Genomic DNA, 14,468 nt, shown 5'->3' with positions numbered 1-14,468 from the left:
GGCTACACCAATCACAACCTGATCTGCACGGAATGAAACAGCAGCAACAGCATGAATAACAGAGAAAATTGCGGAGATAACCATGGCAACTAATATGGATACCCATGGCGCCCACACGCCGAGGGCATCGCCAAATGTCAGGTTAAATACGATTCCCACAAATGCCCCCATCACCATTAAGCCTTCCAGTCCGATGTTGACAACGCCGGATCGCTCACTGAATACTCCGCCTAGTGCTGTAAAAATTAAAGGGGCCGAAAAGAATAATGCCGGTGGAATAATCGATTGCAATAGATCAACAAATCCCATTTATTGCTCCTCCTTTTTAAAGCGAAGTATAACCCAGCGAATAATATAACTGGACGCAACAAAGAAAATAATAAGTGCGATGATAATATCAACTAACTCAGTAGGTACCCCTGCTTCAGTCGGCATATTTAATGCGCCTACTTTCAGTGTACCGAACAAAAAGGCAGCCAACACAACCCCTAATGCATTGTTGGCACCCAGCAAAGCAACGGCAATTCCATCAAAACCGAGATTGTTAAATCCTGATTGCACAGACATATAGCCGAAGGTTCCCAATCCTTCCATTGAGCCAGCCAGTCCGGCAAAAGCCCCAGCGATGACCATGGATAAGATAATATTGCGCTTAACGCTCATACCAGCGTATTTAGAAGCGTGCTGATTATAACCGACTGATTTAAGCTCATACCCGATCGTTGTCCGCTCAATCAGAAACCACATAATGACGGCTGCAAACAGCGCAATGAATATGCCATAATGCATACGGGAAAAATAAGTCAGGTTTTGAAACCACTCTGATGACAATGATGCTGTTGCAGCAATATCAGGTGTTTTATCTTCATTATCTGAAAGAACATTTCGGACGATGGCGTTGGCAGCATATAATGCCGTATAGTTTAACATGATCGTTATAATAACTTCATGAACGCCTCTGGTTGCCTTTAAAAGACCAGGGATGAATCCCCATAACGCTCCGGCTGCGGCTGCAGCAATTATTGCTAAAGGCAAATGAATAAACATCGGCGCTTCAATGGACGTTCCGACCCATACCGCCGCAAGCCAGCCAACAATAACCTGACCTTCTGCACCAATATTGAAAAGACCGGTTCTGAAGGCAAACGCTACCGCTAAACCAGTCAATATGTAAGGGGTCACTTGCCGCATTGTCTCGCCAAAGTAGTATAAATCACCAAATGCACCATTCCATAATGCGATATATCCTGTTATGGGATTATATCCGAAACCAAGCATGATAAGTGCCCCGGCAAACAATCCAATAAAAACCGAAATAAGTGGAACAAGAATATTAAAAAGTTTACTGGAATTCATTATTTTCCACCTGCCTTTTCCTTCTTGCTTCCCGCCATTAATAGACCAAGTTCATTTTCATCTGTTTCTTCAGGTTTGACCTCTGCAACGTTCTTTCCATCAAACATAACAGCAATCCGATCACTTAAATCCATTATTTCGTCTAATTCAAATGAAATTAATAAAACGGCTCTTCCCTTGTCCCGTTCCTCAATTAAACGTTGATGAATGAATTCAATTGCACCAACATCCAATCCTCTTGTCGGCTGTGCTGCAATCAGAAGATCAGGTGACCGGTCAATTTCCCGCCCGATAATGGCTTTCTGCTGGTTACCACCTGATAAGGCACGCGCCTTTGTATAGGCACTCGGCGTTCTGACATCGTATTCATCGATTAATGCATTGGCTTTTTTATAAATCTCCTTATTGTTCAATGTCGTATATTTCGAATATGGTTTCTTGTAATATGTTTGCAGAACCATATTTTCACCAATCGTATAATCGAGTACCAACCCATATTTATGACGATCCTGCGGTATATGACCTATCCCGCTTTCAGTTACTTTTCTGGGCGATAAATTCGTAATATCTTTATCTCTTAATAAAATTTTTCCGGATTCGGATTTTCGAAGGCCGGTGATCGCCTCGACCAATTCGGATTGTCCGTTTCCGTCAACACCGGCTATCCCAACAATTTCGCCAGCCCGCACGTCCAAATCCATTCCCTTTACCATATCAACTTTTCGGGCATCTTTTACTCTCAAATTCTGGATATTTAGCACCGTTTCCTTTGGTTCAGCTAACTTTTTGTCTATCTCAAAACTGATATCTCTGCCGACCATGAGAGAAGCAAGCTCTGTAACAGACGTGTCAGCTACATTAACGGTATCGATGCCTTTCCCTTTTCGGATGACCGTACACCGTTCACTTATTTCCATAATTTCTTTCAATTTATGCGTAATCAGGATGATAGATTTACCCTCAGCAGTGAGTGCGTTCATAATCTGCATCAGCTCGGTTATTTCCTGTGGTGTTAAAACAGCAGTCGGCTCATCAAAAATTAATACCTCCGCACCGCGATAAAGTGTCTTTAAGATCTCAACACGCTGCTGCATACCGACCGATATATCACGTATTTTTGCTTTAGGGTCAACCCTCAGACCATATCTATCAGATAGCTCTTGGACTTCCTGTTCCGCTTTTCGCAAATTGATTTTGCCAAACTTTGTCGGTTCATTTCCAAGGATGATATTCTGTGTAACTGTAAATGGCTCCACAAGCATAAAGTGCTGGTGAACCATTCCGATTCCCAAATCGTTGGCAACATTTGGATCGGTGATATTCACTTGTTTGCCGTTTACGCGAATTTCGCCTTTTTCAGGCTGATATAAACCGAACAGCACATTCATTAACGTTGATTTGCCGGCGCCGTTCTCACCCAATAATGCATGGATTTCGCCTTTTTTCAATTGAAGGGTTATATTATCATTAGCAACCACACCGGGAAATTCCTTGCGTATGTTTAACATTTCTATAACGTATTCCACGTATGATCACTCCTTTGAATCAAACTGATGATTAAGATCAGTATGTAAAGTGAAACTTCATTCAGTGGGGCGCTCTAAACCCACGGAGTTAGTTGAAGCGAATCGGATCCTTTACAGACAGCTGTTCCACCTGTTGCAATATTAGATATCTCCATTCATCCTGTTGAAGGGAGCTTTACTGTCAGTTAAGTCGGGAATCAATCTTAAAAATTGCCAAATGAAAAGGAGCAGGAAACAGACACTACTTTTAAAGGAGCCGACAGGGTCTTACTTTGTAACAAATTTAGTCGGCCTTTATCATATACTTTCTTATCTCATGAAGAAGGAAAGGCTGGCCTATACCAGCCTTTCCATCAGACTTATTATAATGAATCCAAATATTCATCCAGCTCGTCATGTGTTTGTGGTACTTCTATTTCGCCATCAATGATCTGCTGTTTATAATCATCTACGGCTTGTGCGATGTCATCGGTATATGCCTCTTCGTGCGTATCCGCAAGCCCGACGCCTTCATCTTCCACACCAAATTCGAGGACTTCACCGCCAGGGAATTCATCATTCATCGCCATATTGCTTACCTCTTGAACAGAATTACCCACACGTTTAATCATGGACGTCAATGTCACATTATGATCGCCAATTTGTCCTTCTTCATACTGGTCACGGTCTACACCGATTACCCAAATCTCACGCTCTGGATCATTGTTTTTGATATCTTTTGCCTGTGCAAATACCCCGTTACCAGTTGCACCTGATGAATGGTAAATGACATCAACATCACTCTTATACATATTACTTGCAATCAGTTTCCCGTCGTCCGGAGCATCAAACGCGCCCGCATATTGGACATCTATTTCAATATCAGGATTGACTGTTTTGACGCCTGCTCTGAATCCGGATTCAAATTTGTTAATCAGATCGGAATCTGTACCGCCTACAAAACCAACTTTGTCTGTTTTTGTTTTATGGGCAGCAGCAACACCAGCCAGGAATGAACCTTCATGGTCAGCAAATGTTATGCTTGCGATATTATCGCCTTCAACGACAGAGTCAACAATGGCAAAATTTGTATCAGGGTATTGGCCGGAAACTTCGCTAATTGCATCTTCCAATTTATAGCCGATACCAAAAATCATATTATAATCTTCACGTACGAGACGATTTAAGTTTGGTGCATAATCTGAGTCATCATTTGATTGAGCATAATCAAATCCTTCACCTTGTTCAAGACCATGCTCTTCACCCCATGCATTCAAACCTTCCCATGCGGACTGGTTAAACGATTTGTCATCAACACCACCAACGTCTGTTACCATTGCGGCTGAAAAATCAGAGGTTTCCTCACTGGATCCATTACCTTCATTGTCTGAACCGTTATCAGAACCCGTATTTCCATCTTCCGAATCTCCACCGCCTCCACAAGCCGCCAATAGCATGCCAAAACTCAGCAGTAAAGCAAATAACAAAATAAACTTACGATTATTCACACTAATACCCCCAGTTTTAAAATGATGATAGACAAAATGAGCATATCCAACTATTAAACTTGTTATTTACCGCCATCACCTCCTAAATGAAATATATGAAATCCCTTACATACGCTTCCTTAAGACATGAAAACTGAATACATCTGAACGGAAGTAGTTTGCAGAATACAAGACCGGCTCATCTTCATCAGTATAGTGCATTTGCTTCAACAATAATAACGATTGATCAGGATCACATTTTAAAATGTCATAGATTCGATCATGATAACCGACGGGCTCTATGTAAGTGACTGCATATGCTATTTGTTTACCTGAAAATCCTTCCATTAATTTAAATAAGGAGTCGGCTTTATGCACACGATCCAATGGGATTAATCCTTCCGGCAGTTTATCGATGCAAAATACGACAGGTTCGTTATCCGCAGTCCGCACACGTTCGATTTTCACTAACGTACTGATTTCTTTTGGCGCAAATTTTGACTGCTCATCTTCTGTTGCTTCCAGGACTTCAGTTGACAAAAATTGTGAACCCGGAACTTTTCCTGATTGTTCAATCATATATGTAACACTGTTCAGCTGCTCAATCCCTGACGAAAAAATAGGTTTGGGATTGACAAATGTCCCAACACCATGCCGGCGCGTTACGATATTTTCCTCTTCCAGAATTCTTAATGCTTCTCTTAGTGTCGCGCGGGAGACTCCCAATTCCTTGGAAAGCTGAAATTCGGACGGCAGTTTTTGTTTTGTTTTGTATTTACCGCTTTCAATATCACGTTTAATTTGATCGATAACTCGCAAATATAAGTGACGCGAATCAATTCTCAGCACTTGATGCCCCCCCTTTATTTAAAATTCAGAAAGCATTTAATTTCTGGTGACGTTCTCATTACTCAAATGACAACTCGACCATTTTTTTGAATCTGTTTTCCAGCATCCGACCTCTAAAAAGATGAGAACAGCCTCGCGTTTTTCTCATTTTTGTTTTGTACAGTATGTAACACCATAACAGAGATCTGACATCTGACGTATGACTATTTTTTAGTTCGACATCAATATAACACGTTCTACAAAATAAATAAATAGATTTAGGCAATGTTTCTCAAATTTTTTACAAATAGTCATCGTACCAGGATCTATTACTCATTGAAAACGGACAGCCCTGTGACAGGCAGGACTTGTCCGTTTCATAAGCTGGTTATGAGGTTTTTTCTTCATTTGATTGTGATACGAGGACTGCCCGGGGTTTACTGCCCTCATACGGACCGACAATGCCTCGATCTTCCATGGCATCGATCAAACGCGCTGCCCTTGTGTAGCCGATCCGGAAGCGCCGTTGCAGCATGGAAACACTGGCACTTTGCATTTCAGTTATCAGCTGCACAGCATCATCATATAACTCATCATCCACTTCCGACGTCACCTCACTTGTTTCTTCAGGAATCATTTCTTCCTGATAGGAAGCTTTTTGCTGACCAATGCAATGGTCCACAATTCGCTCCACTTCTTCATCGGATAAAAACGCACCCTGTACCCTGACAGGCTTGGAAGAGCCAACTGGCATAAACAGCATATCACCACGGCCCAAGAGTTTTTCAGCACCGCCTGCGTCTAAAATTGTCCGCGAATCCGTGGCAGAGGAGACACTGAATGCAATACGGGAAGGAATATTTGCCTTAATGACGCCTGTAATGACATCAACTGATGGGCGCTGTGTAGCAAGAATTAAATGTATTCCAGCAGCACGCGCCATTTGGGCAAGTCTCGTAATCGCATCTTCAACATCATTGGAGGCCACCATCATTAAATCTGCCAGCTCGTCCACCAGCACGACAATATATGGTAAATGCGGCTGCTTTTCCTCTTCCTGGACTGTCTGATTGTACTTTTGAATATACTCATTGTATCCTTCGATGTTACGGGTACCGGTTTCCGAGAATAAATCATATCTCCTTTCCATTTCAGCCACCACTTTTTTCAGTGCTCTTGATGCTTTTTTCGGATCAGTTACAACCGGTGTCAATAAATGTGGAATGCCATTATAGACGTTCAGCTCCACTTTTTTCGGATCGATCATCATCATTTTGACCTCATGCGGTTTGGCACGCATCAGTATGGTTGTAATGATTCCATTCACACAAACACTTTTCCCACTTCCGGTCGCACCGGCAATCAGCAGGTGCGGCATTTTGCTCAATTCAGATACGACAGCATCCCCGGAGATGTCACGCCCGAGTGCAAATAATAGTTTGGAAGACTGCTTGGAGAAAGTATTATCCAGTACTTCTCTCAGCGAAACCATCGCAATTTCCTGATTGGGTACTTCAATGCCTACAGCCGACTTGCCGGGGATTGGTGCCTCAATGCGAATATCTTTTGCCGCTAAGGCAAGAGCCAAATCATCATGTAAATTAACGATTTTACTGACTTTCACACCAGCCTCAGGATAAACTTCATACTTCGTTACAGCCGGACCGACGTGCACCTTGGTGACTCTCGCCTTTACCCCAAAGCTGTTGAATGTCCGTTCCAGTTTTCTGACTGTTGCCTGAATTTGTGATTTCTCTTGCTGTTGTGAACTTTGAGTCGGTTCAGCAAGCAGATTTGGCGGCGGCAATTCATATGCGTGATTTTCGGCTTCAGTCATTGGCTGCGGATTATCCTCACCCGCTTTTATTGCTGTTTCAGATGTGTCGTCCTTGTCCATAACAGCATCCATGTCATTTTGTGATGATTCATGTGTATCAAAAGAATAAGCCACATCTGTAAAATCCTGAATGACAGGCTCATCATTTTGTGCTGACTCATGATCAGTTTCCGGATGGTTTTCATAAATAACTTCCTCATCTGACTTCGAATCGTTTTTACTGGCTGCCATCCGTTCTTTAATCGATTTCATCATGCTGATCAGGCGTTTACCCCACTTGGAAAAGAATTCACCCAATGAAAACTCTGTCATAAAGATAATACCTATTAAAATAGAAAAAACAGCTACGATTTTGGCACCGACGGAAGAGAATAAAAAATAACAAAATGCAAATAGAATAGCACCAAGTATTCCACCGCCTGTTTGGAGTGCTGCACCACTTCCGTCCACAAAAGCAAAGAAATTCTCCCATGTTGCTTTCAGAATCGAGGCTTCTTCCGAGGAAACAAGCAATCTTTCATATGTTTGAATATGCGTGAGCAGCAATACCCCGCCAAAGATAATATAAAAACCAATCATTTTTTTATTGGAAAAGTCAGGATAGCGACGTTTTACCATTAGCACGATTCCTGTTACCAGCAAAAACAAAGAAGCGATAAAATACCAGATTCCGAGAAAAAACCGAAAGATATGTTCAAGACCACCGGGGATGGCCCCATCACTAATGGCGCTGGCGCCACTTCCAAAAATCGCCAGAAAGATGAATAATAGTCCCAGCAGTTCATGTTTCACCTGTTTACTTAATTGATTTTTCTTTTTCCTGCGTTTTTTCTTAGCCACATCAATCACCTCACTTACTTTCGGCATTAAAGTTTTTATCTAACAGCAAACCCCTGCCAGTAAGCAGGCAAGGGTTCTTGCAACGTCACGGAATAACTGATCACGGTTGACCTTATAAAGAAAAACGAAGACTTTCACTATAAAATGGCCTTAGTGAAAGCCAAGTTTTTCTAAACAGTTAGTTCCATTATAGCATAAATTTCAATGTTTAGCGCTGATTACCGCAAAATCGTGCCAGGCAGATAGTCAGAATTCATAAAATCATTTGGGTCAGTGGAAAGCAGCTGTAACACTTGAAATTGCCCATCTTCCATCTCTTCAACATATAATTGTTTTCCATTATAGGAAACACATTGCCGTTTTTGAAATTCCTGCTCCGAGGACGGAAAAATATCTGTCGTCGATAAGGGGGTATACAGAATCATTGAATCACCTGCTCTTCCGGTCCCTGATTATCCTCAATCATTTCATTTAATTTTACCATTGCCTGACTGACACCGCCTACCCCATCGATTAATCCGTATTCGACCGCGTCTGTTCCAATAACGTTCGTTCCAATATCTCTGGTCAAGTTTCCTTTAGCAAACATGAGCTCTTTAAACTTTTCTTCTTCAATGTTTGAATGGTTAACCACAAAATCAATCACGCGATCTTGCATTTTGTCCATATATTCAAATGTCTGCGGGACACCGATAACCAATCCATTCAATCGAATCGGATGAATCGTCATGGTTGCTGTCGGAGCTATAAAAGAATGATCAGCTGAAACAGCGATTGGAACACCAATCGAATGTCCTCCGCCTAAAACAATTGAAACAGTCGGTTTGGAAATGGAGGCCATCATTTCTGATAAAGCCAGACCTGCTTCCACATCACCCCCGACAGTATTCAATAAGATAATCAGCCCTTCGATTTTAGGATTTTGTTCAACTGCAATCAGCTGCGGCAGCAAGTGTTCATATTTGGTCGTTTTATTTTGCGACGGCAGCTGCACGTGCCCTTCAACCTGTCCAATAATCGACAGCACATGAATATTGGAATCCGGTGCTTGTGGAACATTGCTCTGACCTAACTGCTGAATTTTTTGAACCAGGGAATTACCGGACTGGTCACCCTGATTCTGATTATCTTTCTTTGCTGGTTGCTTTTCCATGAATCGACACTCCCTTTACATGCTTTTTGAGTTAAAATGACAACTATCCATTAGTATGAACTTTATGGGAGTGAACCATGCAAAACAATAAGAGGTTGTTCAAAAAGTCCGGTAAAAATAACACTTCGAATTTCTTCGGTCCTTTTTATCCCGCCTTAACAGGCAGTAACGCCCAAATCAGAGGGAAAATAAAAAATAACACATGGGGACCAACTGCTTGTAAAGTCCGATTCTGTTCGGGCCTGCATGATGAAGGTCACAAAGGCGTTGCAACGGGACAAGGAAAGTTTCGATAGCAATACAACGCGCGAAGAAAAAGTGTTTTCCTTTTTCGAGGACGTTGTGAATTTAGCCTTTGAACGCGCACAAGAAATAAAAATACCGGCAGCGCATACCGATATTTTTACTGCTGTATTAAATTTTTCAATGTTTCACTTTCTGAATCGGTCAGAGGAACCAATGGCAACCGTACACTGCCGACATTAATCCCTTTCATATTCAGAGCTGTTTTGACCGGTACTGGTGAAGGCTGTGCAAATAACCCGTTCATGACAGGCAGCAATCTGCGGTGTATGGACGCTGCACGCCTCACTTGGCCAGATTGGTATGCACGGACCAATTGCTGCATCTCTTTTCCGGCGATATGAGAAGCAACCGAGACCACGCCATCAGCACCAAGTGACAGCATTGGCAATGTCATACTGTCTTCACCACTGTATACACGAAAATCATCAGCTGTATGTTCTATGATGTCTGAAACCTGTTCGAGATCTCCGCTTGCCTCTTTTACAGATACGATATTGTCGATTTTACTTAATTGGATAATGGTTTCTGCATTCATGTTTACAGCCGAGCGGCCAGGGATATTGTACAGCATCACTGGCAGTGTTGTCTCCTTGGCAACTGCCTTGAAATGACGGAAAAGTCCTTCCTGGTTCGGTTTATTATAGTAAGGAACCACGAGCATAACACCATCTGCACCGGATTCCTCTGCTGCTTTTGTCAATATCATGGACGCTTCTGTATGATTGCTCCCTGTGCCGGCAATCACCGGTACACGGTTATTCACGACTTTGGCCGTATGCCGGAAAAGAGCCATTTTCTCATCTGTCGAAAGAGTCGGCGATTCACCTGTCGTGCCGCCGATAACCAACCCTTCGCTTCCATTGTCCAGCAAATATTCAATCAGTTTTGTTGTTTTGGCAAAATCAATCTGTCCATTCGCATCAAACGGCGTCACCATCGCTGTTAATACTTTACCAAAGTCCATGATCGAACACCTTCTTTATCAAAATAATAATCGGCAATTTGCAGAGGCCGTTATGATTGTCATTTTCTCAAGCACTTATTGAACAACCTCTTATACAAGGTTTTTATCCGCAGTGTTTAATGCAAACACGTCATGTAATGCATTCACCGCGGGTTTTAAATCCTTTTCATGGATAAGCACCCAAATGGTTGTGTGGCTGTCTGCTGATTGTAATATTTGAACCCCGGCATTCGTCAGCGATTGTACGATTTTTGATGCGACACCCGGGACACCGGTCATCCCTGCACCAACCGCAGATACTTTGGCACAGTTTTTGGTGATTTCCGGGTGAAAGCCCAATGTTTTCAGAATATGGACAGCTTTCTCGGTGTGTGTATCCGGGACAGTGTATATGACCCCGGTTGGTGATATGTTGATAAAGTCGACGGAAATACCGGCTTCAGCCATTGCTTTGAAAACTTCCGATTGCAGCCGGTGTGTTTCGTCTTTTGTTTGAACGCTTATTTGTGTTATGGCGGACATATGGGCAATCCCGGTAATTAGGCGATCAGGAATATCCGTCCCAATCTCCTGAATTCTGGATGCTGTTATTAGCGTACCTTCATCCTCGACATAGGTTGATCGCACACGCATAGGGATTTCTGCCTGCATCGCAATTTCCACAGCTCTTGGGTGGACAACTTTTGCTCCCTGATAGGCAAGATTACATATTTCCGTATACGTTACAATATCCAGCGGCCGTGCTGATGACACCATATTCGGATCAGCCGTCATAATCCCGTTGACATCAGTAAAAATTTCGATTCGTTCTGCGTTCACAGCAGCCCCTATGGCAGCAGCGGTTGTATCACTGCCGCCTCTCCCGATCGTTGTAATATCGCCATCAGCTGTCTGACCCTGGAAACCAGCTACAACGACGACATCATGTTCTTTCAATTCGTTAAGCACACGAGTCGGCTCCACTTCTTTAATTTTTGCCTGGTTGAAGTCATCATTTGTAATGAATCCTGCCTGTGGCCCTGTCAGAGCCGTGGCACTGATATGGTTTTTGTTCAGCTCATTTGATAATACGACCGATGCAATGGCTTCACCACACGACATGAGTATATCCAATTCACGTTTGGAATTATAATTTTTCGGAAAATCAACCAAATCAAGCAACGAGTCTGTTGCATACGGTGCAGGTTTCCGTCCTAATGCAGATACAACGACAACGATTTTATAATTGTTCATGAGCGCATTTTTAACGTGCTGAATAACATGTGTGCGATTATCTTCTGTCTGAACAGAAGTGCCCCCGAATTTCTGGACTAAAATCTGCATTGTTCCACCTCTATCTTAAAGCCATTTGTTTTCAATTAAGTGTTCAGCGATTTGAATGGTATTCCATGCAGCACCTTTGATCAGATTATCAGAAACAACCCATAAATGGAACCCTTTATCATGGTCAAGGTCTTTGCGGACACGCCCGACAAACACATCTTCTTTATTGGTTGCACTCAACGGTGTCGGATATGTTTGTGTGCTCGGGTCATCTTGAAGGGTGACACCATCGGCTTCCCTTAGTACGTTCCATATATCCTCTACGTTTAAACCACCTTTTTCTACATCAACATAAACACTCTCTGCATGTGAGGTGAAAAACGGCAGCCTGACACACGTTGCTGCAACAGGTAAATTATGTGCATGGAGGATTTTTTTCGATTCATTAATCATTTTCATTTCTTCAAACGTATAACCGTTTTCCTGAAACACATCAATTTGCGGCAATGCATTAAAGGCGATCGGGTAGTGTTTTTCATCCCCTTTGACTGGAAGCAGTTCCGCAGTCATCTCTTCATTATTCAGATATTGACGGGTCTGGTTTTCCAGTTCATCATTTGCCTCATTTCCCGCACCTGATACAGCCTGATAGGTTGAAACAATGACACGTTCAAGTCCAAAAGCTTCCTTGATTGGCTTCAAAGCGGCAACCATTTGAATCGTGGAACAGTTCGGGTTTGCAATAATGCCGTTATGCGACTGAAGATCTGACGCATTTACTTCAGGCACAACTAATGGTACATTTTCATCCATTCTGTAAGCGCTTGTATTATCAACGACAACTGCACCGCGTTTCACAGCTTCCGGTGCCAATTTTTTGGAAACTGACCCACCGGCTGAGAATAAAGCAACATCTATATTATTAAAACTTTCCGGTTCAGCTTCTTCAACCGTTAGTTCCTGATTGTTGAACATTACTTTTTTTCCTGCCGATCGTTTCGACGACAGGAGTTTCAGTTCGCCCACCGGAAAATCCTTATCTTCGAGTATATTGACGATTTTTTCCCCTACTGCTCCAGTAGCGCCGACTACTGCAATGTTAGCTTGATTATTTTCTGCCATTCTGTTAGACACCTCTCTGAAAAGATTGTTTTTTTCTATTCTATCATATTATCATTTTTATGAGGAATAATCACGGGTTGAAGTTGTTGAAAGTTTAATGCTGATTCAATGGTAACAGACAGTAAATCCATATCGGAAACCAGTGAATTCGGCTTTTTAAATGGATCATCCTGACCATACGGAATAAAATAAAAAAGCTTGCTTGCCATCAGCCGCATCAGATTCACGCCATTCAATCCCAGTGCGTCATTCGTCGATATACCCAATACGATCGGGTTTTGGTTCCGCATCGTCGCTTTGACCGCCATCAACACTGGCGTATCTGTCAAAGCATTAGCGAGCTTGCTCATGGAATTGCCAGTCAACGGTGCAACAACCATGCAGTCAAGTGGAAGCTCAGGCCCGAGCGGCTCTGCTTCCGGAATCGTTTTAATGGCACGTTTTCCAGTAATGGATTCGATTTTTGCGACATGGTCTTCCGCTTTCCCGAATTTAGTATCCGTATTTTGCACAGTATAGGATACAATCGGAATCACTTCAGCGCCAGCCTCCATCAACTTTTCAAGCTGTGGGAAAACCGCTTCATACGTACAATGTGATCCGGTCACACCAAATCCGATCCGTTTTCCTTCCAGTCCCATTTTATATATTCTCCTTTCGTTTAAAAAGTTATTTAAAGCAGGAATTGTTTTATCACATCAGCCAAAATTTTCCCAGCTGTTTTTGGAGCAACAATACCCGGCAGGCTTTTTGCCAAAATCGCTTTAATGCCACGCTGTTTTGCGTAATCAAAATCTGTTCCGCCGGGCTTCGAGGCAAGATCAAAAATAATGCCATGAGGCGGCAGATGCTGAATGGCATCTTTCGTGACCACCTGAGCCGGGACGGTATTAATTAATAAATCACAGTCACGTGTATGTTCATGCAACTGATCGAATGGGATTGCGGTATGACCCAATTCTGTTATTCTCGCCAGATCCATAATGCTTTTGGCACAAACTGAAACCTTTGCCCCCAGTGCTGCAAATTTATTGGCCACTGTATTGCCGACCCGGCCAAACCCGACGACAATCACCCGTGATGAATGGATGGTATAATCGGTATGCTCAATCGCCATCATAATCATGCCCTCAGCTGTCGGAATCGAATTATAAATCGCCACATCATCGCGGTTAAGTAGCGGTATCAGCTTTACATTTGCCTTCTCACATGCCTTATCCAAATAGTCATTGGAAATACCGGTGAAAACGACCGTATTGTCACCAAGCCCCTCAAACCAATCGTCTGTTAGCTGAACGGTCTGGTCTGAAAAGACGGTTTCCACATAACCTTCTTGATTTGACCCGGTGATTGGTAAAATGACCGCGTCCAGTGTTCCCTGATCCAAATCCGCCAAATCAATTTGGTTTAATCCGGTAAACCCTTGTTCTAATTTGTCAAAACCTATTAACGAAATGGTCATTTCAGGCAATGCCTGCAGCTGTCGTATTAATTCCAGGTAGCGTGCATCACCGCCTATTACAGCAACTTGTTGTGTCATGAGTGAAATTCCCTCCGTACTGCCTCTTCTAAATAAGTGTTCAAAATAGTTTATGTATTTACCGCAAGTTAGTGATTAACGGCACGAAAAAAAAAGCTGGCATCATTTAAAAATGACACCAGCTCTTATTTAGGGACTGCTGAACAAACAAAAAATCCAATACTGACAAGGAATTTGATCGTATTATGTCGAATATAGGTGCAAGGCCTTTTATAAGAATTCGTTCAAAACCCTTGCACCTGGAGGCAGTTAAACATGTATAAAATG

Annotated in this window: 13 protein-coding genes; all 13 read right to left on the bottom strand. The window is 42.6% G+C overall.

All coding sequences use genetic code 11. From position 1 onward, the window contains the following. Positions 1-309, bottom strand: a 309-nt coding sequence (locus VK080_RS15025; protein WP_414672260.1) for an ABC transporter permease subunit, incomplete at its 3' end; no start/stop codon positions are given. After that, positions 310-1,356, bottom strand: a complete 1,047-nt coding sequence (locus VK080_RS15020; protein WP_324225586.1) for an ABC transporter permease — start codon at positions 1,354-1,356, stop codon at positions 310-312. It lies immediately after the preceding gene. Then, the gene (locus tag VK080_RS15015; RefSeq protein WP_324225585.1) at positions 1,356-2,882 is read right to left on the bottom strand and encodes an ABC transporter ATP-binding protein; all 1,527 of its coding nucleotides are present in this window, start codon (positions 2,880-2,882) and stop codon (positions 1,356-1,358) included. The genes VK080_RS15020 and VK080_RS15015 overlap by 1 nt, the downstream gene beginning before the upstream one ends. A gap of 362 nt (positions 2,883-3,244) precedes the next feature. Beyond that, entirely contained in the window at positions 3,245-4,369 is a 1,125-nt protein-coding gene (locus VK080_RS15010; protein ID WP_324225584.1) for a BMP family protein, read from the bottom strand. A gap of 105 nt (positions 4,370-4,474) precedes the next feature. Beyond that, positions 4,475-5,197: a GntR family transcriptional regulator gene (locus VK080_RS15005; RefSeq protein ID WP_324225583.1), complete on the bottom strand. Its 723-nt coding sequence runs from the start codon at positions 5,195-5,197 to the stop codon at positions 4,475-4,477. A gap of 367 nt (positions 5,198-5,564) precedes the next feature. Continuing rightward, on the bottom strand, positions 5,565-7,853 hold the full coding sequence (locus VK080_RS15000) for a DNA translocase FtsK (protein ID WP_324225582.1): 2,289 nt from the start codon (positions 7,851-7,853) through the stop codon (positions 5,565-5,567). A gap of 218 nt (positions 7,854-8,071) precedes the next feature. After that, on the bottom strand, positions 8,072-8,278 hold the full coding sequence (locus VK080_RS14995) for a YlzJ-like family protein (protein ID WP_324225581.1): 207 nt from the start codon (positions 8,276-8,278) through the stop codon (positions 8,072-8,074). Next, the gene (locus VK080_RS14990) at positions 8,275-9,006 is read right to left on the bottom strand and encodes a ClpP family protease (RefSeq protein ID WP_324225580.1); all 732 of its coding nucleotides are present in this window, start codon (positions 9,004-9,006) and stop codon (positions 8,275-8,277) included. Before VK080_RS14990 ends, VK080_RS14995 begins: the two co-directional genes overlap by 4 nt. Before the next feature lie 403 nt (positions 9,007-9,409). Beyond that, positions 9,410-10,279: a 4-hydroxy-tetrahydrodipicolinate synthase gene (gene dapA, locus VK080_RS14985; protein ID WP_324225587.1), complete on the bottom strand. Its 870-nt coding sequence runs from the start codon at positions 10,277-10,279 to the stop codon at positions 9,410-9,412. Between the two features lie 87 nt (positions 10,280-10,366). After that, entirely contained in the window at positions 10,367-11,599 is a 1,233-nt protein-coding gene (gene dapG, locus VK080_RS14980; protein ID WP_324225579.1) for an aspartate kinase, read from the bottom strand. Between the two features lie 15 nt (positions 11,600-11,614). After that, entirely contained in the window at positions 11,615-12,661 is a 1,047-nt protein-coding gene (gene asd / locus VK080_RS14975; RefSeq protein ID WP_324225578.1) for an aspartate-semialdehyde dehydrogenase, read from the bottom strand. Between the two features lie 35 nt (positions 12,662-12,696). Then, a complete protein-coding gene (gene dpaB, locus VK080_RS14970; protein ID WP_324225577.1) occupies positions 12,697-13,302 on the bottom strand; it encodes a dipicolinate synthase subunit B in 606 nt (201 codons plus the stop codon). Between the two features lie 32 nt (positions 13,303-13,334). After that, positions 13,335-14,201, bottom strand: a complete 867-nt coding sequence (gene dpaA, locus VK080_RS14965; protein WP_324225576.1) for a dipicolinic acid synthetase subunit A — start codon at positions 14,199-14,201, stop codon at positions 13,335-13,337. Between the last annotated feature and the right edge of the window lie 267 nt (positions 14,202-14,468).

This window comes from Lentibacillus sp., assembly GCF_035301925.1.
Taxonomy (GTDB): domain Bacteria; phylum Bacillota; class Bacilli; order Bacillales; family Amphibacillaceae; genus Lentibacillus.
The sequence above is the reverse complement of the archived record's forward strand: the minus strand, read 5'-3'. Positions and strand labels throughout refer to the sequence as shown.